This is a genomic window from Pantoea sp. MBLJ3, from assembly GCF_000816655.1.
Classification (GTDB): domain Bacteria; phylum Pseudomonadota; class Gammaproteobacteria; order Enterobacterales; family Enterobacteriaceae; genus Pantoea; species Pantoea eucalypti.
In genome coordinates this window covers 26472-49060 of the sequence record NZ_JSUT01000004.1, presented here as the reverse complement: position 1 = coordinate 49060, position 22589 = coordinate 26472, and the positions used below count along the sequence as shown (strand labels likewise).

The window sequence follows — 22589 nt, the reverse complement described above, 5'->3', positions numbered from 1 at the left end:
ATGAAAACCGTGAAGAACTGGACGCTGCATCAGCAGGCCGATCACTTTGTTGAGCTCAAGGTCGAACAACGTCATTTCCTGCGGCTTTATGTGCTGGAAGAAAAGCTGATGCGTGTGCTGCTGAAACGCGACGGTGAGCTGGCGCTGAACCGCACCTGGAGTATTGCGCCCGGTCAGGATGTGCCCTGGGAGGGACGTGACCGCGAGGCGCTGGATGGTTTTACATTACCGACGTTTCAGGTGGAGCACGATGCGCAGCAACTGCGTCTCAGCACGCAACAGTTGCGCGTCACCGTGCATCAGCCGCTCTGCCTGAGCTGGGAGCAGTTTGACGGCGCGAGCTGGCAGCCCCTGACAGCCGATCGGCACACCGGCGCTTATCTGCTGAATGCACACGGTGACGGGGTCGAGCACTATCAGCGTCGTCAGCCGCAGGATCGGGTGTATGGTCTGGGTGAGAAGAGTGGCGACCTGAACCGCGTTAACCGTCGTTTTGAGATGCGTAATCTCGACGCCATGGGCTACAACGCCGCCAGCACCGACCCGCTCTACAAACATATTCCGTTTACCCTGACGCAGCGCGATGGCGTCAGCTTCGGCCTGTTCTATGACAACCTCAGCAGCAGCTGGCTCGATCTGGGGAATGAGCTGGATAACTACCATCTGCCTTATCGCCGTTACCGCGCCGAGGCAGGTGATCTCGATTACTACATGATGCTCGGCCCGACGCTGCTCGACGTGACCAAAGCTTTTGTGCGTCTCACCGGACGCACGCTGTTTCAGCCGAAGTGGAGCCTGGGTTACAGCGGTTCTACCATGCATTACACCGACGCGCCGGACGCACAGCAGCAGCTGCAATCCTTTATCCGTCTGTGTCGCGAGCATGAGATTCCCTGCGACTCGTTCCAGCTCTCATCCGGTTATACCTCGATTAATAACAAGCGCTACGTCTTCAACTGGAACTACGACAAAGTCCCGAATCCCAATGCGCTGAGCGACGCGTTTCATCGTGCCGGCATGAAGCTGGCGGCCAACATCAAGCCCTGTCTGCTGCAGGATCATCCTCGCTATCAGGAAGTCGCATCACAGGGGCTGTTTATTCGTGACTCTGAGCAGGATCGCCCGGAGCGATCGGTGTTCTGGGATGACGAGGGATCGCACCTTGATTTCACCCATCCGCAGGCGGTGCGCTGGTGGCAGGAGAATGTGACTCAACAGCTGCTGGAAAAGGGCATCGATTCCACCTGGAACGACAACAACGAATATGAGGTGTGGGATGGCGAAGCGCGTTGTCACGGTTTCGGTCAGCCGATTGCTATCAAGCATATCCGTCCGGTAATGCCGCTGCTGATGATGCGCGCCTCGATGGAAGCCCAGCAGCAGTTTGCGCCAGACAAACGCCCTTATCTGATCTCCCGTTCCGGCTGTGCCGGAATGCAACGCTATGTGCAGACCTGGAGCGGCGATAATCGCACCAGCTGGCAGACTTTGCGCTACAACATCCGCATGGGGCTGGGCATGAGCCTGTCCGGGCTGTTTAACGTCGGACACGATGTCGGCGGCTTCTCTGGCGATAAGCCTGATGCCGAGCTGTTTGTGCGCTGGGTTCAGAATGGCGTGATGCATCCGCGTTTTACCATCCATTCATGGAATGACGATCACACGGTGAACGAGCCGTGGATGTATCCGGAAGTGACACCGATGATCCGCGAGGCGATCCGCCTGCGTTATCGCCTGATGCCTTACCTTTACAACCTGGCGTGGCAGGCGAGCGAAGAAGATGAGCCAATGCTGCGTCCGACCTTCCTCGATCATGAACAGGACCCGCAGACTTATCAGGAGTGTGATGACTTTATGCTGGGTCGCGATCTGCTGGTTGCCAGCGTCGTAGAGCAGGGCGCGCGCAGCCGCGATGTCTATTTGCCGCGTAACCGTGGGGGCTGGTATGACTGGCACAGCGGTAAAGCGTTTGCGGGCGGCGAAACCATCACGCTGGATGCACCGCTGGATCGGCTGCCATTGCTGGTGCGGGCTGGTGCGATCATCCCACTGGGCGAATGTGAAACCACGACGGATGCCCGCCGCGACACGGTACGGCAGTGGCAACTGTGGCCAGCACCAGAAGGCATAACGACTCAGGGCGAAATGTTTGATGATGATGGCGAGAGCCATGGCTGGCAGCAGGGCAATGCACTGTGGCTGAGCTGGACATTGTGCAGCAGCGCTAGCCGAATCGACCTGACGGTGGAAAAACGTGGCGATTACCAGCCCGCCTGGCGCGAGATCGCGCTGTTATTGCCTGAAGGCGAACATCGTGAGCTGTGGGTGAATGGCGATAAAGCGGCAAGTTACCGGCTGGAATAGCGGTGCAGTAGTGTCAGCAAGACGGAAATAAGATCGGCCCCGAAAAGGGGCCGATAAATATTATTCTGCGTGATTCTCGGTGCTCATGCGGCCCAGATCTTTATCGACCAGGAACAGACCGTTGCCGCTGTTGCTGACCAGCGCCAGTTTATCCAGCACAGTTTTGAACAGCTTCTCTTCTTCGTGCTGCTCAGCCACATACCACTGCAGGAAATTGAAAGTAGAGTAGTCCTGTGAAGTCATAGCAGCGTGGGCCAGCTCATTGATTTTGCTGGTGATCAGCTGCTCATGCTCCAGCGCCTGCTGCAGAATTTCATTCAGCGAGGTAAAGGCGACGGGTGGTGCGGCAATGGTGCCCAGCACCGGCATGCCGCCAGTATCGCTCAGGTAGTCAAACAGACGCTGCATGTGCTGCATCTCTTCGCGTGAATGCATCTTCAGGAAGGAAGCGGCACCCTCAAAGCCTTTGTCGCTGCACCAGGCGCTCATTTGCAGATAAAGATTGGCAGAGAAAAATTCCAGGTTCAGCTGGTCGTTTAAACGCCCAGTCATTTCAGCAGTCAGCATGGCCGAGTCCTTTTAAGAAGATGTTAAATACAGATGTAAAGTCGGTGAATTATGCATCAAACATGTGCGTAATGTGAAGCCTTTTCGGCAAAATAAGCTATTTTATCTGATTGATTTAAATAGAATTATTTCGGAAATTGAATGCGACCAATTCTCATCCTGCATCATACTTTGCCGGCCAATTAATTCAGGGTAATCAGCACCATGATAGTGCGACCGGGGGTGTTCATGCTGGTGCAGGCGCTGCAGCGACAGGTCAAATAACCGCATTCTGATGACGACCCGAAAATATAACGTTGCGGTATGGCAACGTTATTCCGGAGAAAAGTATATAGCCGGCATGAATAAAACGTCCCATCGCGACAGACGAGACAGTAATAATCATGTTTACAACTGCTCTGGCATAAATCCTGCTTGAAACTCACTTCCCAACGTTGAAATTTGCAATGCCAGGGAATTTGCGGCAAGGCAGTTATCAGGAGAAAGAAATGTCAGACGAGAGTGTGGTTAATCCGGTGAAACTGACGGCGACCAAAGGCAGTTATGTGTCGTTAATTTTTGCCATTCTGTTTTTTTCAGGGCTGTTTTATCACGTCGAGGGCCTTTCATGGTTAGGTGCGTTCGACTTCACCACTCTGGGCGGCAGCTTTGGTACCATGAAAGATCCCGCCAGTAACACCTTTCTGGGCGCAGGCGGACTCAGCGCCAAAGCGGGTTTCCTGTTTGCGCTGTCGCTGACGCCCACGGTGATGCTGGCGCTGGGCGTGCTGGAAATCTTCACCCACTATGGCGCGATTCGCGCAGCGCACCGGTTGCTGACACCTTTGCTTAAACCGCTGATGGGATTACCTGGCCATTGCGCTCTGGCGTTAATCACCGACCTGCAAAGCACTGATGCGGGCGCGGCATTAACCAAAGAGATGGCTGATCAAAAGCAGATCAGCAAAAAAGAGGTGGTCGTCATGAGTGCCTGGCAATATTCCGGTGCCGGGTTAATCAATAATTACTTCGCCATCGGTTCAGCGCTGTTCGCCTCCATGACACTGCCGATTATTATTCCGCTGTTATTAATGTTTGTTCTTAAATTTGTCGGTGCGGCGATAACGCGCGCTGTGTTAAACAGTGTTTATAAAAAGGATTTCGCTGATGGAAAATAAAATCGCAACCAGCAGTAATCCCTTTGATGTGTTTGTAACCGGCGCGCGTAAAGGCTTTCACATCGCCATTCATAATCTCATGCCGAATGTGGTGATGGCGTATGTGCTGGCTGAGGTGCTGAATCTGCTCGGCATCATGCAGTTTCTCGGGCATGTTTTTGCGCCGGTGATGGGGCTGTTTGGTCTGCCGGGTGAGGCGATTACTGTGCTGCTCACCGCGTGGCTCTCATCGTCGGCAGGCACGGGTGTCGCGGTCAGCCTGCTGACCAAAGGGCTGCTGACCGGTGCGGATATTACGATTCTGGCCCCGGCAATTTTCCTGATGGGATCGCAGCTGCAATATATGGGGCGGCTGCTGGGCGTGGCTGATGTGCCCAAAAAATACTGGCCGCTGCTGATGCTGGTGAGCATCATTAACGCGCTGATCGCAATGTCTGTTATGCGTCTGTTTATTCAGGAGTAACGCTGTGTCTGAGGTTTTAGAGCATTACCACTATTTGCATGAAATTCCGGAGCTGGGTTTTCAGGAGGTGAAAACCTCGGCTTATATCGCGGACCAGCTGGAGAAAGCGGGCCTGAAGGTAACGCGTAACATCAATAACACCACCGGTATTGTGGCGGAGATCGACAGCGGTGTTCCGGGTCCGGTGCTGGCACTGCGCGCGGATATGGATGCACTGGGTCACATCATTGATGGCGTGCCGTGCGCGCGTCACACCTGCGGTCACGACGGTCACTCATCGGTCGTGCTGACGGCGGCGACGGCGCTGCTGCAGGAGGGCACGGTGAAACGTGGCCGGCTGAAGATCCTGTTCCAGCCCGCCGAGGAGCTGGGTGCCGGGGCGCTGGCAATGATCGAAGGTGGCGCTCTGGATGATGTGGAGATGATTCTTGGCTTCCACCTGCGTCCGCTGGAGGAGTGTGTCGTCGGCCAGGCGGTGCCTGCGGTACTGTACTCCGCCTGCAGCACGCTCGAAGCCACCATCAAAGGCCAGCCCGCCCATGCGGCGCGTCCGCATCTGGGTGTGAATGCGCTGGATGCGGCCGTACAGGCAGTGCAGGCGGTTAACGCTATCCATCTTTCGCCCGGCCTGACCTGGAGCGTCAAAGCGACTCGCTTCCTGTGCGATGCGGGTGTCACCAACTCGGTGCCGGATGAAGCGCGCGTAGTCTGGGATCTGCGTTCGCAGGAGAACGGGCCGATGACGCTGCTGAAAGAGCAGGTTACGCGTGCCATCACTCACAGCGTGGCGGCACTGGGTGCCACTGCTGAGGTCCGCGTGCTGAAAGAGATGCCCGCTGCCGAAATTGATGATGAGGCGACGGCGGTGATCCGCGCCGCCATCGTCGAGGTGCTGGGCGAAGAGGGCGCATTGTCGACCCGCACCACGCCGGGCAGCGAGGACTTTTTCTACTATCCGGTGAAGCGTCCGGGTGTGAAAGCGGGCTTCTGGGGGCTGGGTACCAACCTGACGCCAGGACTGCATCATCCTGATATGCGTTTTGATCTCAGCTCACTGGAAATTGGCGTGCAGATCTTTAAAGCCTGTGTCAGAAAGGTGCTGGGATAGAGATTAACGTTGCCCGTCTCCTTGCGGCGGGCAACATCATTCTGTCAGGCTGGCACCCACGGTCCGGCCAGTTGGGGTTGCGGAAATCCTCCTGTGAGAATACGCAGTTCCGCATCACGTGGGGTATTGTCGCCCGCCCCCTGAATGCTGACGATATCCTGCGGGCAGGCGGAAAAGGCGACATAGCAATCCATCTCGGCGCGAAGGATGATGTAGTCTCCCGGACGCGTCACAACCGGCAGCGTTTTTAGCGTCATGCCGTCTGGCTGCACCTGAATATTCATGAAGATATTAAACGACGCCAGATTGCCGTGCGGCAGCTTTACGCCCAGCGCCGCCATACTCTCAAACAGATTGTCATGGCAGTTTCGGTGCGGTTCGGTACACCCCAGAAGCTCATAACGGCGTGCATCGCATGCTGCCATAAAGGTGTCGTGTACGCCCGGCGAGGTATCCGCAACCAGCGTCAGGATAGGATGGCGCTGGCTGGTGATAAAACTATCACCAACGTGAGGATTGAGGCGTTGGTTCCAGACGCGTGTCGCCTCCATCGACATATATTCAGTCAGGTCGTTTGCGTTATACGCCCAGCAATCCACGACCTGTGTGCCGTGCAGATTAATGACCTGCACCGCTTCGCCTTTGCGCAGTAAAACGGCTTTACCGTGACGCGCGGGGATAAGCAGCGTATCGCGCTGCGGATATTCAGCTGACATAAGATTCTCCTGACTAATGTGGCAAGGTGCGCCGGTAGCGCGTCATGCGAAATTCAATGCGGCGGGTCAGCCCGTCGAGCAGGCTGTTGAGTGCCCAGTAGCTGAGCGCTACGGTGAGGTAGATCTCCAGCGGAGCATAGGTCTCGGAGATCGCTTCCTTAGCTGCGTACATAAACTCCTGTACTGAGACGATGGAGAGCAGCGCGGAATCCTTGATCAGACCGATGAGCAACCCGACCAGCGGGGAGAGCATCTGTGGCAGCGTCTGCGGAAGTGCCACATCACGCAGTTGCTCCATCCGGCTCAGCCCGAGCACGCGACACGCCTCCCACTGACCGCGCGGCAGCGTCTCAATCGCACTGCGTATAACCTGGGCAACGTAAGGGGCGTAGTAGAGCGTCAGCGCCAGCACGCCTGCCTGCGGCGAGCTGAGGGTGATGTTATAGTCTGGCAACACGAAATAGAGCAGATAGATCACCACCAGCAACGGCAGCGCCTGGGTTAGCGCACTGTATAAACGCAACAGCTTTCGCCAGAAATGGGGAGCGCGCAGCATACCGATCGCCATAATGATGCCCCACAATAACGAGCATAATGCAGCGACGGCGCAGAGTTGCAGCGTCACCGCCATCCCCTCGCCCAGTGAGGGCAGTGCTGTAAGAATCGCCTGCCAGTCCATCATAGGCGTTTCCCTCTGAGTTCCAGCCGGCGGGCAATGCGCATCAGCGGCAGCGCGATTAACAGATAGCCCGCCGCGACCAGCAGTAATACCTGGGTTGCCTCATAGGTACGTGCGATCACAATCTGTCCGGCGTAGGTCAGTTCGGTAAGCGCCACCACCGACGCCAGTGGCGTGGTCTTGAGCAGAATAGTAAATTCGCTCACCAGCATCGGCAGGCTCGATCGCACGACCTGCGGGTTGATTACATACCACCAGGTTAGCCACCGGCTCAGTCCCAGTGTGCGTGCCGCTTCGCGCTGACCGCGCGTCACCAGGCTCTGATTCACGCGCAGAATCTCTGCCACGTAAGCGCCACTATTGAATCCAATGGGGATCACCGCCGCCAGCATGGGATGTCCACCAAGACCAAGACGTGGCAGGGTGAAAAAGACCACAAACAGCTGCACGATGGCGGGAGTGCCGCGCATCAGGCTGATATAGAGGCGGCCTGCGCAGCGCCACAACCAGAAGCGGCGCAGCTGAAGAAAACAGCCAAGCTGGCCCATCACAAGGCTAAGCAGCGCCGCCAGCAGCGTGAGTGAGAGCGTCATCAGCAGACCATGTCCCAGTTCGGGCAGAGCGCTGACCACCTGTTCATTCAGCCCCATCACCCACTAATCCTCGTTAAAATCGAAAAGATTTTCCGCAACGGCAAGGCGAAGCGGCGCAGGCTGGTCATTACCCTCAATACCGGTATTGCAGGCAGAAACGACAAACTGCATATCCATGGTGACGCGGCAGGTAATCGCGTCGCCAGCCCGGGTCAGGTTGGGTTCGGGCAGTATCTCTCCCGCCTGCGTTAGTCTGACGTGCATGAAGAGATTGATGGGGTCTGGCAGCTTCGGTGCCCGGATGCCGAGACGCGACAGCTCGCGACTGACTGCCTCCACACACCCCTCATCCTGATACCCCCGCGAGGCCAGGAAGTCGCGCGTTGAGGCGGGCAGCAGCAGGTCATGGCGCTTTACGCTATCTTTGCCCAGCACCATCATCGGGCGGCGGCGATTGTTTACCAGGCGCATGCCGGAGCCGAGCAGATAACTGTTGCTGAATACGCGGGTGTGATGAACAGAGAGCCATACCGTCGGATCCACAAGGCTGAACCCGAACAGCGATGCCACAGCACCCGGTGCCAGCGCGCTGATGCGCAGCAGCTGGCCCCGCAGAACCTGAATCGAACCCACACTGCCCGCCGCGACGGTGAGCGGGGCGGCAACCGAACGCGGTGCATCTTCTGTAAAACCTTCACGCATAAGCAGCATGGGTGACCTCCGCAGGTTCGCTGTCATGGATCTCAATGGCGATCGGCGTGACCTGCAGGCCATTACCGGGAATGATGTCCTGAGGACAGGATGAGACGGCGCAGATGAGATCGCACAGCGCCTCGAAGACGATCCTGTCACCGGCCTGACTGTGGGGATCGGTAACTTCCATGCGGCCATCGGCCGTCACCGGGCCGTTCTGAAACAGGTTGAAGGGTTCCGGCAATGCGTAATAGGTGATGCCGTGCGCCTTCATCCCTTCCAGCAGGTTATCGACGCAGTTGCGATGGCCTTCCACACCGAAATCGACACTAAAACGGGTGCGATCGCAGGCCGGGACGTTGGCATCGTGAATACCAATGGTGTCGGAGACGATGCGCAGCAGCGGCCGATTTTCGCTGGACCAGAGTGAATCCCCCGGTCTGAAGAAAAGCGAGCGAAGATGCTGGCGGGTATGCACCGGCGAGAGTTTCTCATCATGATTCGCTGCATTCACCGCAACGAAATCGGCAGCCTGCTGGCCCTCGCTGTCGATGATGGTAATCAGCTGGCCTTTACGAACCAGAAAAGTGCGGCCGTGCCCGGCGGGTATGGTGAAAGAGAGAGGGCTCATCGCTTACTCCGCGGGAATGAAGTTGGTGGCGGGCACGGTAAAAGTGGTGCCGAGATAGTGCTTCTGCAGTGCAGCAAGTTTACCGCTCTGCTGCATGGCCAGAATATGATCACTGATTGCCTTGTTCAGGCTGAGATCCTCTTTACGCGTGGCCCAGGCCATCCACTGCGAAGGGCCTACTTCTCCGGCCTGTACTAATTTGTCGGGATACTTCTTCACGATCGGTGCCAGCACCGCAATATCATCCAGCACAAAGTCAGCGCGTTTTGTCATCAGCGTACTGACGGTTTGATCCAGGGTATCGACACTGATGATGGTAATGGGCGGTTTACCCGCTTTCTTCAGCGCCTCATTGAAGCTTTTCAGCAACTGCTCCGGCACGCTGGCGCTCTTCACTGCGCCACGCAGTCCTGACAGGCGCTCAGGAGAGAGTCCGGATTTGCTGATCTTTTCGGCGTCGCTTTTACGCATCAGGACACCGTTAACGGTTTTGCTGTAGGGCACGGTAAACAGCACTTTCTTCGCGCGCTCTGCGGTGACGTTGAGTGATGATCCTTCCGCGTTAAAAGATCCTGAGATCAGACCGGGAAGAATGCCGCTGAAGGCGGTTTTCTGAAACACCAGTTTCACGCCGAGATCGTCGGCAAACGATCGCATGATGGCCACGCTGTAACCGGTGACCTCGCCATTATCACTGGTGTATTCATAGGGCGGGAAGGTCGGGTCGATGCCGACCGTGATTTTGCCGGCACTTTTAATGTCCGTTAGCGTATCAGCCTGCGCCGCACTGACGGCAAGCAGTGCGGCGATAAGCAGTGCGATTTTTTTCATTATGGTGGTCCCTGGTATGGGTGAAGGTCACCTGTACCTGAGCAGTTTTTGTGCCACGTTGTAACAGTGATGAAGCAGAAGGCTGATGCGCTACCTGCTTTTGTAAACAGAATCAGTGAGAAACGTGCGTTTCATATAATGATATTTATTTTTCTTTTGTTTCTGTGAGGAGGTTAAGAGGGCTGGCACGCCGGACAGCGGCGCACCTTTACAGGGCGTCAGATGAACAAAAATGCGTCAGCGTAGCGCACTATTCCAGCTCGTCGAGTTGCTGGTGCAGCACCTCAATTGCGGCAAGGCGTTCGCTACCGGCCTTACCTGAATGGCGTGCTACCAGCGAGCAAAGCAGATTACAGACGCCGGAGAGCGCCACCGTGCTGTCGAAAATCAGAGTGCTATCGGTATGGCAGCGCAGTGTCCAGCGCGCGTGGCGTGCAGGTTTTCCCGCCAGCGCATCGGAGAGATAGAGCATGGGAACCTGCTGCACGCTGAGTGCTGCCATTGCCGTATCCAGCGCGGGCATACGGCGGCGGAGACCGACGCAGATTGCCATATCCTGCGGGCCGAGCGTCGCAAGCTGTTCGGCCAGAGAATCGCCCGCGCGTGGTAGTAGCGTAACGCCGGGATGAACGTGCAGCAGATTGCGATAAATCAGGGCAGCAATAGTCTGACTGTGACGCCAGCCTAGCACCACGACGCGGCGCGCCTGGGCTATCGCCTCAACGCACGCCTGTAGTGTTTCCCCATCCAGCGAGCGGAAGGTATTGACCAGATTGGCAATCTCTTTTTCAAGATGCTGCTGCATCAGGCTGTCGAGTGGGGAAGCGCTGACGCCGGAGTGCAGATAAAGTGGCGATCCGCTGTTCTGCATCTCGCGCGCCTGACGACGCGCCGCCTCGTAGCTTTCATAGCCGAGATGACGAAAAAAACGGGTAGCGGTGGCTTTGGAGACGCCTGCGCTCTGCGCCAGTTCTGTGGCAGTATTCATCGCCAGCTGGCCGGGAGCCGCGAGCAGCACCTCCGCCAGCCGTTGTTCGTGAAGGGAAAGCTCATCCCAGTATTGTCGAATACGGCCCTCGAGGGGGACCGGTTTGGCGCTCATGGGGGATTCCCTGAAAATGAAAAACCTTATCCTGCACAGTGTGTGCCGGGTTGTCATCTGTTTTGACCTTTGCACACAGGCAGGCAACAATTTCCTCCGCCGCTGTTCGCCGCCGCGCGCAAAATATTGTATGCTATGCCGCCTTAAAGCTGACCAGGTAACCGGACTTCACGCCAATGTAACGTCGCGCTGACCCGCCAACGATAAAAGATCGTTTTTGGCACCGTTTACCCGCCGGTAAGGTTCTGCCGGCCACCGTGATTTATCAGCAGCGCCAGTACGTTGCGCTGCCTATTGAGAAGAATTCCATGTCTAATCCCTTTTTAGAAGAGGTGGCACGCCGCCGCACCTTCGCGATCATTTCGCACCCGGATGCCGGTAAAACCACCATTACCGAAAAAGTGTTGCTGTTCGGACAGGCTATCCAGACCGCCGGTACCGTAAAAGGCCGTGGCTCTAACCAGCACGCCAAGTCGGACTGGATGGAGATGGAGAAACAGCGTGGTATCTCCATTACCACCTCGGTGATGCAGTTCCCTTACCGTGATAGCCTGGTAAACCTGCTGGATACCCCAGGTCACGAAGACTTCTCGGAAGATACCTATCGTACGCTGACCGCCGTTGACTGCTGTCTGATGGTGATTGATGCCGCGAAAGGCGTCGAGGATCGTACCCGTAAGCTGATGGAAGTCACCCGTCTGCGCGATACGCCGATCCTGACCTTTATGAACAAACTTGACCGTGATATCCGCGATCCAATGGAAGTGCTGGATGAGGTGGAAAGCGAGCTGAAAATTGCCTGCGCACCGATCACCTGGCCTATCGGCTGCGGCAAGCTGTTCAAAGGGGTTTATCACCTCTACAAAGATGAGACCTATCTCTACCAGACCGGTAAAGGCCACACCATTCAGGATGTCCGCATCGTGAAGGGGCTGGATAATCCGGATCTCGACACTGCCGTCGGTGAAGAGCTGGCCGCACAGCTGCGTGAAGAGCTGGAGCTGGTGCAGGGCGCCTCGCACGAATTTGAGCAGGAAGCTTTCCTGAGCGGCAAACTCTCACCTGTCTTCTTCGGCACCGCGCTGGGTAACTTTGGCGTTGACCATATGCTGGACGGACTGGTTGAGTGGGCGCCACGTCCTATGCCGCGTGACACCGACACCCGCACGGTAGAAGCGAAAGAAGAGAAGTTCAGCGGCTTCGTGTTTAAGATCCAGGCCAATATGGACCCGAAACACCGCGACCGTGTGGCCTTTATGCGTGTGGTCTCCGGTAAATATGAAAAAGGGATGAAGCTGCGTCAGGTGCGTACCGGCAAAGATGTGGTGATCTCAGACGCCCTGACCTTTATGGCGGGCGACCGTTCACACGTTGAGGAAGCCTATCCCGGCGATATCATTGGTCTGCACAACCACGGCACGATTCAGATTGGCGACACCTTCACGCAGGGTGAGAACATGAAGTTCACCGGTATTCCGAACTTCGCGCCAGAACTGTTCCGTCGTATTCGTCTGCGCGATCCACTGAAGCAGAAACAGCTGCTGAAAGGGCTGGTTCAGCTGTCGGAAGAGGGTGCCGTGCAGGTGTTCCGTCCGGTGCATAACAACGATCTGATTGTTGGCGCGGTCGGGGTACTGCAGTTCGATGTGGTAGTGGCACGTCTGAAAAGCGAATATAACGTTGAAGCCATTTACGAAGCGATTAACGTCTCAACGGCGCGCTGGGTTGAATGCGACGATGCTAAAAAGTTTGATGACTTCCAGCGTAAGAATGAAGTTAACCTGGCGCTTGATGGCGGTGATAATTTGACTTATATCGCACCAACCATGGTTAATCTTAATATTACTCAGGAACGTTATCCTGACGTCCGTTTCCGCAAAACGCGCGAGCACTAATCGCCTGTTTCCGGGCCATTCCAGCTGGGAATGGCCCTGTTTTCCCCCTTCCAGACTCCTCCTAAAAACCCTGTTTTTCTTCTGTTTTGACGTGTGATCAACCAGTTAGCCAGGCAAATTGCAAAATGCCGTCTATGATTACTCTATCGGACGGCGGAAGAGACTTCTCTTGTCCTTACGTCCTGTTACGCAGCGGCCTTTGTTGCCTCTGTTTCGCCCACAGTTTTGGGTGAGTTAACTGATAGAAGGAAGATATCGATGAACAAGACTAAGATTGCTAAAACCCTGATGGCCGCCATGATTGGCTCAGCACTGATCAGCGGCAGCGCACTGGCTGACGAATCAATGTCGCAGAAAGCGTCACAGACAGCCGACAACGCGGGTTCGAAAATCGATAGTTCTATGAAAAAAGTCGATGGTTATATGGATGACAGCGGCATCACTGCCAAAGCTAAAGCAGCGCTGGTAGATGACGACGCAATTAAAAGCACGGATATCTCGGTAAAAACGCATAGCGGCGTCGTGACCTTAAGCGGTTTCGTCACCTCACAGGACCAGGCTGAAAAAGCGGTCGCTGTGGTGCAGAAAATCGAAGGTGTTAAATCCGTCAGCGACAAACTACACGTCAGAGACAGCAAATCATCTTCAGTGAAAGGTTATGCCGGTGATGCCGCAACGACCAGCGAAATTAAAGCTAAGCTATTAGCAGATGACATTGTTCCGTCGCGCAACGTAAAAGTTGAGACTACCGACGGTGTTGTTCAGCTTTCAGGGCATGTTGCTAATCAGGCACAGTCAGATCGTGCAGAAAGCATCGCTAAAGCCATTGAAGGCGTGAAAAGCGTTAAGAATGACCTGACGGTTAAATCTTAATAGCTAACGTGTGGCCGCTCAGGTGGCCACACGAATAAAAGATACCCATCCGGGGATAAACTAAGCAGTTCGATTTTTAAATAGGGTAAGGAGAGGCTTATGTTTCGTTGGGGCATTATTTTTCTGGTGATCGCACTGATCGCTGCAGCATTAGGTTTTGGCGGTTTAGCGGGCACAGCAGCATGGGCAGCTAAAGTTGTCTTCGTCGTTGGTATTATCCTGTTCCTCATCAGCCTGTTTACCGGCCGTAAAAAGCTTTAGCCGATGAGTTCTGCAGTCTAATGCAACGCAAAGCATAGAGCGGAGACCAGTCATCTGTAGCGACTGACGTGAAGAGAGGGACACTTTCACATCGCTGCAAGGTAAGCCAGCACCGCTGGCCTGCCGGTTAAAGGAATAGTTGACTGGTTCTCCGGCATGCTGCCGTCATAAACGGATCGATCCTCCAGCATACCCGGAACCCTTTTTGAGGTTCGCACAGTGGGTATACGCATTCCTGTTACACTCGGCACCATTGAACCTCTGGCCCTGACACCCTTTAAATCTCAGAAAATTGCGTTGGTGTGTGAAGGCGGCGGTCAGCGCGGCATTTTCACCGCAGGCGTTTTAGACGAATTCCAGCGCGCCCGATTTAATCCCTTTCATCTGATGCTTGGCACCTCTGCCGGTGCGCAAAATCTCTCAGCGTTTGTCTGTGGCCAGCATGGCTATGCCCGTCGTGTCATTACCCGATACACAACCAGTAAACTCTTTTTTGATCCGCTGCGCTTTGTGCGTGGGGGCAATCTGATCGATCTCGACTGGCTGATCGATATCACCCGCAGTGAATTCCCGCTGGCGATGAGCAGTGCGGAACCGTTGTTCTCCAGCGGCCGTGAGTTCTATATGTGCGCCTGCCGCAGCGATGACTATACGCCCGGTTATTTTAATCCCACGGCGGATAACTGGCTGGATCTGATTAAAGCCTCCAGTGCCATTCCCGGTTTTTACCGGCTGGGCGTCAATCTGGAAGGGATCAGTTATCACGATGGCGGCATCAGCGATGCCATTCCGGTGCGTGAAGCCGCCCGACGCGGGGCCGATACGATTGTGGTGATCCGCACCGTGCCGTCGCAGATGTTCTATACCCCGAAATGGTTTAAGCGCATGGAGCGCTGGCTCAGCACCGGCGCGCTGCAGCCGATGATTAACGTCCTGAATAAGCATGAGCAGAGCTATGGGGAAATTCAGCAGTTTATTGAGAATCCCCCCGATGATTTACGCATCATTGAAATTTTCCCGCCCCACGTACTGGCCAGCAGTGCGCTGGGCAGCAGCATCGCGGCACTGAATCAGGATTACCATCTGGGACGGCGCTGTGGTCGCTATTTCCTCGCTACGCTGGGCCAGTGGCTGAGTGATGCAGAACCGATGGTCTCAGCGCGGGTCGTTACGCCGCCTGCGCCGGTCGCCAATGCGCCCGATACCCGGTTGATCATCACACCTCCGCTGGCGGACAATGATGCGGATTACGACAAAGGATCGCTGGCATGAGGTTTATCGACACGCACTGTCACTTCGACTTTCCACCGTTCGAAGGGGATATCGCCGCCAGTCTGGCGCGCGCCGCTGAGGCGGGCGTGGAGAAGATCATCATCCCGGCGATTGATGCCAGCCGTTTTGAACGGGTCTGTGCGCTGGCCGCAGCACATCCGCCGCTGTACGCGGCGCTGGGCCTGCATCCGATTGTCATCGAACATCATCAGAACGCCCATCTCGATCAGCTGGAAACCTTACTGCAACAGCGGCCGCGTAAACTGGTGGCGATCGGTGAGATCGGGCTGGATCTCTATCGCGACGATCCGCAGTTTGATAAGCAGCAGCGCTTTCTTGAATCACAGCTTAAGCTGGCAAAGCGTTATGCGTTGCCGGTGATCCTGCATTCGCGCCGGACCCATGACAAGCTGGCACAGATTCTGCGTCGTCACGATCTGCCACGCCGTGGCGTGGTGCACGGTTTCGCTGGCAGCCTGCAACAGGCGCAGGCCTTTATTAAGCTGGGTTATGCGATTGGCGTTGGCGGAACCATTACCTATGAACGCGCCAGCAAGACCCGTCAGACCGTGGCGCAACTGCCGCTCTCTTCGCTTTTGCTGGAAACCGATGCACCCGATATGCCGCTGCAGGGTTTCCAGGGCCAGCCAAACCGTCCGGAACGGGCGCGTCAGGTGTGGCAAGTGCTCTGCAGCCTGCGGAATGAGTCACCTGAAGAGATTGCCGATGCGCTGTGGCACAACAGCCAGCAGCTGTTTCAGCTCGATCCCGCTTTCCCGGCGCTGCGTAACTGACTGTCCGCCTTTCGCCTGAACGCGACCCCTTGCGCTAAAATGTGATAATAGTAACATTGTACCTGCTGGCGTATAATCGTCCTCAGGTAGTGTAATTTACGATTTCAGTCACGTTTCATGTGGCAGGATTGCACCATTTTCTTATTCCAATGTGACTGCTGGCACATATCAGGCCGCTTCAGAGTGTTATTATTATAACATTCCGCCGGCAAGCCGGTGGGTTGCACCCCAATCCTTTGGAGAGCCTCATGACCGATATCAAACACCTTGCCCTGCGCGCCCTGAAACTGATGGATTTGACCACCCTGAATGACGACGACACCGATGCAAAAGTGATCGCCCTGTGTCATCAGGCTAAATCCCCGGCAGGCAACACTGCGGCAATCTGTATCTATCCGCGCTTTATTCCGATCGCGCGTAAAACGCTGCGCGAGCAGGGCACCCCGGAGATCCGCATCGCCACGGTGACCAACTTCCCACACGGCAATGACGACATCGACATTGCACTGGCCGAAACCCGCGCCGCTATCGCTTACGGTGCCGATGAAGTGGACGTGGTGTTCCCGTACCGCGCACTGATCGCCGGTAACAGTCAGGTCGGTTTCGATCTGGTGAAAGCCTGTAAAACCGCTTGTGCTGAAGCGGACGTGCTGCTGAAAGTGATCATCGAAACCGGTGAGCTGAAGCAGGAATCGCTGATCCGTCAGGCCTCCGAAATTGCCATTGATGCCGGCGCTGATTTCATCAAAACCTCCACCGGTAAAGTGCCGGTTAACGCTACGCCAGAAGTGGCGCAGATCATGATGAATGTGATCCGTGACAAAGGCGTCAGTAAGCAGGTTGGCTTTAAACCTGCGGGCGGCGTACGTACCGCTGAAGATGCCGCGATCTATCTGCAAATGGCAGAAGATACGCTGGGTGCCGACTGGGCCGATGCGCGCCATTTCCGCTTTGGTGCATCAAGCCTGCTGGCGAGCCTGCTTAACACGCTGGGTCACGACAGCGACACCAGCAAAGCGGGTTACTGATCCCTCAGGCGGTCGGTGACCGCCTGTTCCCCATCCTGTTTTCCCTGACCAGGGGGCTACCTTGTTCCTGCCACAAGAAATTATTCGCAAAAAACGTGACGGCCATGCGCTGACTGAAGAGGAGATTCGCTTCTTCATTAATGGCGTGCGTGATAACACCGTCTCGGAAGGTCAGATCGCCGCGCTGGCGATGACCATCTACTTCCACGATATGACGCTGCCAGAACGGGTCGCGCTGACGATGGCAATGCGTGATTCCGGTACGGTGCTTAACTGGAAATCACTCAACCTTAACGGGCCAGTGGTGGATAAGCACTCGACCGGCGGCGTCGGCGATGTAACGTCGCTGATGTTAGGTCCGATGGTCGCCGCCTGCGGCGGATATGTGCCGATGATCTCCGGTCGCGGCCTCGGCCATACTGGCGGCACGCTGGATAAACTGGAAGCGATTCCGGGCTTCGATATCTTCCCCAGCGATGACCGCTTCCGCGAAATTATTAAGCAGGTTGGTGTGGCGATTATCGGCCAGACCAGCTCGCTGGCACCGGCGGATAAGCGCTTCTACGCCACGCGTGACATAACCGCCACCGTTGATTCCATTCCGCTGATCACCGCTTCGATTCTGGCGAAGAAGCTGGCAGAAGGGCTGGATGCGCTGGTGATGGATGTCAAAGTGGGTTCCGGCGCGTTTATGCCCACCTATGAAGCATCAGAGGGTCTGGCGCAGTCGATTGTGGGCGTCGCCAATGGTGCCGGCTGCCAGACCACCGCGCTGCTGACAGACATGAATCAGGTTCTTGCCTCCTCAGCCGGTAACGCACTTGAAGTGCGTGAAGCGGTTCGTTTCCTCACCGGCGAGCAGCGCAATCCGCGCCTGCTGGAAGTGACGCTGGCGCTCTGCAGTGAAATGCTGATCTCCGGCAAACTGGCTGCCAGCGATGCCGAAGCACGTCAGAAGCTGATGACGGTGCTGGATAACGGCAAAGCCGCCGAGGTGTTTGGTCGCATGGTGGCTGCCCAGCAGGGACCGGCTGATTTCATTGAACGCTATGACACTTATCTGCCCCAGGCGATGCTGAGTAAACCGGTCTACGCCGACCAGCCAGGCATCGTCAGCAGCATGGATACTCGTGCGCTGGGCCTGGCGGTTGTGGCGATGGGCGGCGGACGTCAGCGTGCCAGCGACAGCATCGATTACAGCGTTGGCTTCAGTGAGATGATCACCCTGGGCGAGCGTGCCGATGCGCAGCGTCCGCTGGCGATGATTCACGCCAGCAGCGAAGACAAATGGCAGCAGGCTGCCGCTGCGGTTAAAGCCGCACTGGTACTCGGGGATTCCGCGCCAGCTGAGACGCCGGTTGTCTATCGCCGTGTGAGCAATATCAGCTAACTGACCAGTAACCGGTGCCAGCCGTGATGCATTCGGGTATACTGATCTGATCGCTTTTTTTTGACTTGTCACGCGCCATAGCGCAGGAGACTTGCATGAAACGTGCTTTTATTATGGTGCTCGATTCCTTTGGAATTGGCTCCAGTAAAGATGCCGATAAATTCGGTGACGTGGGTTCAGATACCTTAGGTCATATCGCCGAAGCCTGTTTTAACGGTGAAGCAGACAAGGGGCGTAAAGGTCCATTGCATCTGCCTAATCTCACCGCGCTGGGTCTGGGCAAAGCCGCAGAGCTGTCTACCGGCCGCTTCCCGCCAGGCCTGGATCCTGAAGCGAAGATCACTGGCGCGTACGCGTACGCCAGCGAGCTTTCGTCAGGTAAAGATACACCGTCAGGCCACTGGGAGATCGCTGGCGTGCCGGTGCTGTTTGACTGGGGCTACTTCAGCGACAAAGAGAACAGCTTCCCGCAGGACCTGCTGGACAAGCTGGTTGAGCGTGCAGACCTGCCGGGCTATCTCGGTAACTGCCACTCTTCCGGTACAGTGATTCTCGACCAACTGGGCGAAGAGCACATGAAAACCGGCAAGCCGATTTTCTATACTTCTGCCGACTCGGTGTTCCAGATCGCCTGTCACGAAGAGACCTTTGGTCTGGATCGTCTCTATGCGCTGTGCGAAATTGCCCGTGAAGAGCTGACTGAAGGTGGCTACAACATTGGCCGCGTTATCGCCCGTCCGTTTGTGGGTGACAAAGCAGGTCAGTTCGAACGTACCGGCAACCGTCACGACCTGGCCGTTGAGCCGCCATCTGCCACTATGCTGAAAAAGCTGGTGGACGAGAAGGGCGGTCATGTGATCTCCGTGGGTAAAATCGCGGATATCTATGCTGAGCAGGGCATCACCAAAAAGGTCAAAGCGACCGGTCTGGATGCGCTGTTTGATGCGACGATTCAGGAGATGAAAATCGCGCCGGATCAGTCGATAGTCTTCACCAACTTCGTTGATTTCGACTCAACCTGGGGACATCGTCGCGATGTAGCCGGTTATGCGGGTGGTCTGGAGCTGTTTGACCGCCGTCTGCCTGAGCTGATGGCGCTGGTTGGCGAAGATGACATTCTGATACTGACGGCTGACCATGGCTGTGACCCGACCTGGCATGGCACCGAACACACGCGTGAGCACATTCCGATTCTGATCTACGGACCGAAAGTGGAGCCGGGTTCACTGGGATACCGTGAAACGTTCGCCGATATTGGTCAGACAATTGCACACTACTTTGGCCTGTCCGAGATGGACTATGGCAAGAACATGCTGTAAATCAGCACTTTAATAAGGATTAAACAATGGCAACCCCACATATTAATGCTGAAATGGGCGATTTCGCTGACGTCGTACTGATGCCTGGCGATCCGCTGCGTGCAAAACACATCGCAGAGACCTTCCTGGAAAACGCGGTTGAAGTGAACAACGTGCGCGGCATGCTGGGCTACACCGGCACCTACAAAGGCCGCAAAGTCTCTGTAATGGGTCACGGAATGGGTATCCCTTCCTGTTCCATCTACACCAAAGAGCTGATCACGGACTTCGGCGTTAAAAAGATCATCCGTGTGGGCTCCTGTGGTGCCGTACGTGCCGACGTAAAACTGCGTGATATCGTGATTGGTATGGGTGCCTGCACCGATTCCAAAGTAAACCGTATGCGTTTTAAAGATCACGACTTCGCTGCGATTGCTGACTTCGACATGGTGCGTAACGCGGTTGATGCGGCGAAAAACCTGGGCGTTGAAGCGCGCGTGGGTAACATCTTCTCTGCCGATCTCTTCTACACCCCGGATCCGCAGATGTTCGACGTGATGGAAAAATATGGCATCCTCGGCGTAGAGATGGAAGCTGCAGGTATCTATGGTGTGGCCGCTGAGTTCGGTGCAAAAGCGCTGACCATCTGTACTGTATCCGACCACATCCGTTCCGGCGAGCAGACCACTGCTGCTGAGCGTCAGACCACCTTCAACGACATGATTAAGATTGCGCTGGAGTCTGTCCTGCTGGGTGATTAATCCGCGCGGCGGGTAATCGTTCCCGCCCGCTATCCGATCCCCTGTTCAGATCCTCCTTTGCGGGAGGATCTGATTTTCCCGCCTCGCCGTCCCGGTAACATTCACATCAAATGACACACTTTTGCTGAGGCTTGTGCATCTTCGCGCTGGCACCTCTGCATCCGGGCCTTATCATAGTGCGCAATAACAGATAAAAATTAATCGCCTGATATGCCTCCTGATGAACTTTCGTAACTTTGATGCTGAAGAGAAGCTGTTTGCCCGTCGTGCCGCAATAGCCTTTGCTCTGGTCTGTATCTGTTTCACCATTCTTGGCGTAAACCTTTATCGCCTGCAGGTGCGCGATCATAGCTACTACCAGACGCGATCCAACCAGAACGACATCAAGATGATCCCCATCGCCCCGACACGTGGGCTGATTTATGACCGCAACGGTATTCCGCTGGTGCGCAACGTCAGCTGGTACGCCATTACGCTGACCCCATACAAAATCACCGATATGGACGCCACACTGCGGGCGCTGACACCTTTAATTAATCTGACGCCCGATGAGATTGATACGTTCCGCCGTGCCCTGAAACAGACCAGTCGTTACAAGCCGGTGGTGCTGAAAGAGGAGCTGAATGAAGAGCAGGTCGCGCGCTTTGCAGTTAATCAGTTTCGCTTTACCGGTGCCAGTCTGGAAACCTATCAGGATCGCCAGTATCCCTATGGCGCCGATCTGGCACACGTGCTCGGTTATGTGTCGAAAATCAACGACAGCGACTACAAACGGCTGAACGCAGAAGGCATCGCCGAAAACTATGCCGCTGACCACAATATTGGTAAGCAGGGGATTGAGGGCTATTACGAATCGCTGCTGCACGGCAAGCCGGGTTATCAGGAAGTGGAGGTGGATAACCACGGCCGCATTGTGCGGGTGCTGAAAGAGGTGCCGCCAGTGGCGGGTAAAAACCTGACGCTGACGCTGGACCTGCATCTGCAACAATATATAGAGAGTCTGCTGGCGGGACAGCGTGCGGCGCTGCTGGTTGAAGATCCGCACGACGGCTCAGTGCTGGCGATGGTTTCCAGCCCCAGTTACGACCCCAACCCCTTTGTAAAAGGCATCAGCTATCAGGCCTACAAAAAGCTGCTGCAGGATAAAGACCTGCCGCTGATTAACCGCGTCACGCAGGGCCTTTATCCGCCTGCCTCCACGGTGAAACCCTATATGGCGATGTCGGCGCTGCTGACCCATGTTATTACGCCACAAACGCAGTTCTTTGGCGCGCCGACCTGGACGCTGCCAGGCACCGACCGGCACTATCGCGACTGGAAAAAGAGCGGGCACGGCATGCTGGATGTTACCCGGGCGATTGAAGAGTCTGCCGATACCTTCTTCTATCAGGTGGCATTCATGATGGGCATCGACCGGATTCACACCATGCTGAGCCAGTTTGGCTATGGCAAGTCGACCGGCATCGACCTCAATGAAGAGTACAGCGGCTTACTGCCGAGCCGTGAATGGAAGCAGAAGGTCCATAAAAAGACCTGGTATCAGGGCGATACGGTGTCTGTGGGTATCGGGCAGGGCTACTGGGTTGCGACGCCGATTCAGATGGTGAAGGCGATGGTGGCGCTGATTAATAATGGTCGGGTCATTGCACCGCATCTGCTGGAAAAAACCCAGCGCGGCACGCTGGTTGAGAACTACCATCCCGCGCAGCGCGAGGCGCAGATTGGCGATCCGCATTCACCCTACTGGTCGCTGGTTCGACACGCGATGTTTGGCATGGCTAACGCGCCAAATGGCACAGGTTATAAATATTTCCACACGGCACCTTATGGCATCGCCGCGAAGAGTGGAACATCGCAGGTGTTCAGCCTGCGCCAGAACCAGACTTATAACGCGAAGATGATCCCGGTGCGGTTGCGTGACCATATCTTCTACACTGCTTTTGCGCCGTTTAATGACCCGAAAGTGGCGGTGGCGTTGATTCTGGAGAATGGCGGTAACGAAGGGATTGTTGCGGCACCCGTAATGCGGGCGATTCTGGATCATATCTTTATTCCTTCAGCACCCGAAGCACCTGCTCAGCCTGCACCGTAAAAAGGGGGCGATTGCCCCCTC

22 protein-coding genes are annotated in these 22589 nt (G+C 55.8%); 14 read left to right on the top strand and 8 right to left on the bottom strand.

Annotation, left to right across the window (positions count from 1 at the left end; translation table 11 throughout):
• Nucleotides 1-2364, top strand: a complete 2364-nt coding sequence (locus NP77_RS05515; RefSeq protein ID WP_039659353.1) for a TIM-barrel domain-containing protein — start codon at nucleotides 1-3, stop codon at nucleotides 2362-2364.
• Nucleotides 2365-2424: 60 nt separating this feature from the next.
• Here NP77_RS05515 and ftnA read toward each other — a convergent pair whose 3' ends face one another.
• Nucleotides 2425-2931 (bottom strand): non-heme ferritin, encoded by a 507-nt coding sequence (gene ftnA / locus NP77_RS05510; RefSeq protein WP_003848509.1) that lies wholly within the window; start codon nucleotides 2929-2931, stop codon nucleotides 2425-2427.
• Nucleotides 2932-3419: 488 nt separating this feature from the next.
• Here ftnA and NP77_RS05505 point away from each other — a divergent pair, with 488 nt between their 5' ends.
• The 3 genes from NP77_RS05505 to NP77_RS05495 are packed head-to-tail and all read left to right on the top strand — an operon-like array spanning nucleotide 3420 to nucleotide 5659.
• Nucleotides 3420-4088 (top strand): nucleoside recognition domain-containing protein, encoded by a 669-nt coding sequence (locus NP77_RS05505; RefSeq protein ID WP_039659352.1) that lies wholly within the window; start codon nucleotides 3420-3422, stop codon nucleotides 4086-4088.
• Nucleotides 4078-4551 (top strand): YjiG family protein, encoded by a 474-nt coding sequence (locus NP77_RS05500; RefSeq protein WP_003848518.1) that lies wholly within the window; start codon nucleotides 4078-4080, stop codon nucleotides 4549-4551. Before NP77_RS05505 ends, NP77_RS05500 begins: the two co-directional genes overlap by 11 nt.
• Before the next feature lie 4 nt (nucleotides 4552-4555).
• Complete coding sequence (locus NP77_RS05495) at nucleotides 4556-5659, top strand: M20 peptidase aminoacylase family protein (protein WP_008925715.1); 1104 nt, start codon at nucleotides 4556-4558, stop codon at nucleotides 5657-5659.
• A 44-nt stretch (nucleotides 5660-5703) separates the two neighbouring features.
• On the opposite strand, the gene NP77_RS05490 is transcribed toward NP77_RS05495, so the two are convergent.
• The 7 genes from NP77_RS05490 to NP77_RS05460 all read right to left on the bottom strand — a co-directional run bounded on the left by NP77_RS05490 (nucleotide 5704) and on the right by NP77_RS05460 (nucleotide 10904).
• A complete protein-coding gene (locus NP77_RS05490; protein WP_039659350.1) occupies nucleotides 5704-6375 on the bottom strand; it encodes a DUF1989 domain-containing protein in 672 nt (223 codons plus the stop codon).
• 13 nt (nucleotides 6376-6388) lie between these two features.
• Nucleotides 6389-7054 carry an amino acid ABC transporter permease gene (locus NP77_RS05485; protein ID WP_033743155.1) on the bottom strand — a complete coding sequence of 222 codons (666 nt, stop codon included), beginning with the start codon at nucleotides 7052-7054 and terminating at the stop codon, nucleotides 6389-6391.
• Nucleotides 7054-7704 (bottom strand): amino acid ABC transporter permease, encoded by a 651-nt coding sequence (locus NP77_RS05480; RefSeq protein ID WP_039659348.1) that lies wholly within the window; start codon nucleotides 7702-7704, stop codon nucleotides 7054-7056. The genes NP77_RS05485 and NP77_RS05480 overlap by 1 nt, the downstream gene beginning before the upstream one ends.
• A gap of 6 nt (nucleotides 7705-7710) precedes the next feature.
• On the bottom strand, nucleotides 7711-8358 hold the full coding sequence (locus NP77_RS05475; protein WP_033761425.1) for an urea carboxylase-associated family protein: 648 nt from the start codon (nucleotides 8356-8358) through the stop codon (nucleotides 7711-7713).
• Complete coding sequence (locus NP77_RS05470) at nucleotides 8342-8971, bottom strand: DUF1989 domain-containing protein (protein ID WP_033761428.1); 630 nt, start codon at nucleotides 8969-8971, stop codon at nucleotides 8342-8344. Before NP77_RS05470 ends, NP77_RS05475 begins: the two co-directional genes overlap by 17 nt.
• Before the next feature lie 3 nt (nucleotides 8972-8974).
• The gene (locus NP77_RS05465; protein WP_008925710.1) at nucleotides 8975-9802 is read right to left on the bottom strand and encodes a transporter substrate-binding domain-containing protein; all 828 of its coding nucleotides are present in this window, start codon (nucleotides 9800-9802) and stop codon (nucleotides 8975-8977) included.
• A 250-nt stretch (nucleotides 9803-10052) separates the two neighbouring features.
• Nucleotides 10053-10904, bottom strand: coding sequence for a MurR/RpiR family transcriptional regulator (locus NP77_RS05460; RefSeq protein ID WP_039659345.1), 852 nt, complete (start codon nucleotides 10902-10904; stop codon nucleotides 10053-10055).
• A 308-nt stretch (nucleotides 10905-11212) separates the two neighbouring features.
• On the opposite strand from NP77_RS05460, the gene prfC reads away from it, so the two are divergent.
• The 10 genes from prfC (at nucleotide 11213) to mrdA (ending at nucleotide 22568) form a co-directional block, all read left to right on the top strand.
• Nucleotides 11213-12799, top strand: a complete 1587-nt coding sequence (prfC, locus tag NP77_RS05455) for a peptide chain release factor 3 (RefSeq protein ID WP_008925708.1) — start codon at nucleotides 11213-11215, stop codon at nucleotides 12797-12799.
• 258 nt (nucleotides 12800-13057) lie between these two features.
• Nucleotides 13058-13672: a molecular chaperone OsmY gene (gene osmY / locus NP77_RS05450; protein WP_039659344.1), complete on the top strand. Its 615-nt coding sequence runs from the start codon at nucleotides 13058-13060 to the stop codon at nucleotides 13670-13672.
• A 99-nt stretch (nucleotides 13673-13771) separates the two neighbouring features.
• Nucleotides 13772-13933: a DUF1328 domain-containing protein gene (locus tag NP77_RS22805; RefSeq protein WP_003848537.1), complete on the top strand. Its 162-nt coding sequence runs from the start codon at nucleotides 13772-13774 to the stop codon at nucleotides 13931-13933.
• Nucleotides 13934-14152: 219 nt separating this feature from the next.
• Entirely contained in the window at nucleotides 14153-15205 is a 1053-nt protein-coding gene (locus NP77_RS05445; protein WP_003848541.1) for a patatin family protein, read from the top strand.
• Nucleotides 15202-15999, top strand: coding sequence for a TatD family hydrolase (locus NP77_RS05440; protein ID WP_039659343.1), 798 nt, complete (start codon nucleotides 15202-15204; stop codon nucleotides 15997-15999). Before NP77_RS05445 ends, NP77_RS05440 begins: the two co-directional genes overlap by 4 nt.
• A 248-nt stretch (nucleotides 16000-16247) precedes the next feature.
• On the top strand, nucleotides 16248-17027 hold the full coding sequence (deoC, locus tag NP77_RS05435; protein ID WP_008925705.1) for a deoxyribose-phosphate aldolase: 780 nt from the start codon (nucleotides 16248-16250) through the stop codon (nucleotides 17025-17027).
• A 61-nt stretch (nucleotides 17028-17088) separates the two neighbouring features.
• Nucleotides 17089-18417 (top strand): thymidine phosphorylase, encoded by a 1329-nt coding sequence (gene deoA / locus NP77_RS05430; protein ID WP_039659341.1) that lies wholly within the window; start codon nucleotides 17089-17091, stop codon nucleotides 18415-18417.
• Nucleotides 18418-18512: 95 nt separating this feature from the next.
• Nucleotides 18513-19736, top strand: coding sequence for a phosphopentomutase (gene deoB / locus NP77_RS05425; protein WP_039659340.1), 1224 nt, complete (start codon nucleotides 18513-18515; stop codon nucleotides 19734-19736).
• A 26-nt stretch (nucleotides 19737-19762) separates the two neighbouring features.
• Entirely contained in the window at nucleotides 19763-20476 is a 714-nt protein-coding gene (deoD, locus tag NP77_RS05420) for a purine-nucleoside phosphorylase (RefSeq protein ID WP_003848553.1), read from the top strand.
• A 220-nt stretch (nucleotides 20477-20696) separates the two neighbouring features.
• The gene (mrdA, locus tag NP77_RS05415; RefSeq protein ID WP_008925702.1) at nucleotides 20697-22568 is read left to right on the top strand and encodes a penicillin-binding protein 2; all 1872 of its coding nucleotides are present in this window, start codon (nucleotides 20697-20699) and stop codon (nucleotides 22566-22568) included.
• The last annotated feature ends 21 nt before the right edge of the window (nucleotides 22569-22589 follow it).

Coding starts and splice junctions, on each gene's coding strand:
- NP77_RS05515 (WP_039659353.1), top strand. CDS start 1: ATGAAAACCGTGAAGAACTGGACGCTGCATCAGCAGGCCGATCACTTT.
- ftnA (WP_003848509.1), bottom strand. CDS start 2,931: ATGCTGACTGCTGAAATGACTGGGCGTTTAAACGACCAGCTGAACCTG.
- NP77_RS05505 (WP_039659352.1), top strand. CDS start 3,420: ATGTCAGACGAGAGTGTGGTTAATCCGGTGAAACTGACGGCGACCAAA.
- NP77_RS05500 (WP_003848518.1), top strand. CDS start 4,078: ATGGAAAATAAAATCGCAACCAGCAGTAATCCCTTTGATGTGTTTGTA.
- NP77_RS05490 (WP_039659350.1), bottom strand. CDS start 6,375: ATGTCAGCTGAATATCCGCAGCGCGATACGCTGCTTATCCCCGCGCGT.
- NP77_RS05485 (WP_033743155.1), bottom strand. CDS start 7,054: ATGGACTGGCAGGCGATTCTTACAGCACTGCCCTCACTGGGCGAGGGG.
- NP77_RS05480 (WP_039659348.1), bottom strand. CDS start 7,704: ATGGGGCTGAATGAACAGGTGGTCAGCGCTCTGCCCGAACTGGGACAT.
- NP77_RS05475 (WP_033761425.1), bottom strand. CDS start 8,358: ATGCTGCTTATGCGTGAAGGTTTTACAGAAGATGCACCGCGTTCGGTT.
- NP77_RS05470 (WP_033761428.1), bottom strand. CDS start 8,971: ATGAGCCCTCTCTCTTTCACCATACCCGCCGGGCACGGCCGCACTTTT.
- NP77_RS05465 (WP_008925710.1), bottom strand. CDS start 9,802: ATGAAAAAAATCGCACTGCTTATCGCCGCACTGCTTGCCGTCAGTGCG.
- NP77_RS05460 (WP_039659345.1), bottom strand. CDS start 10,904: ATGAGCGCCAAACCGGTCCCCCTCGAGGGCCGTATTCGACAATACTGG.
- prfC (WP_008925708.1), top strand. CDS start 11,213: ATGTCTAATCCCTTTTTAGAAGAGGTGGCACGCCGCCGCACCTTCGCG.
- osmY (WP_039659344.1), top strand. CDS start 13,058: ATGAACAAGACTAAGATTGCTAAAACCCTGATGGCCGCCATGATTGGC.
- NP77_RS22805 (WP_003848537.1), top strand. CDS start 13,772: ATGTTTCGTTGGGGCATTATTTTTCTGGTGATCGCACTGATCGCTGCA.
- NP77_RS05440 (WP_039659343.1), top strand. CDS start 15,202: ATGAGGTTTATCGACACGCACTGTCACTTCGACTTTCCACCGTTCGAA.
- deoC (WP_008925705.1), top strand. CDS start 16,248: ATGACCGATATCAAACACCTTGCCCTGCGCGCCCTGAAACTGATGGAT.
- deoB (WP_039659340.1), top strand. CDS start 18,513: ATGAAACGTGCTTTTATTATGGTGCTCGATTCCTTTGGAATTGGCTCC.
- deoD (WP_003848553.1), top strand. CDS start 19,763: ATGGCAACCCCACATATTAATGCTGAAATGGGCGATTTCGCTGACGTC.
- mrdA (WP_008925702.1), top strand. CDS start 20,697: ATGAACTTTCGTAACTTTGATGCTGAAGAGAAGCTGTTTGCCCGTCGT.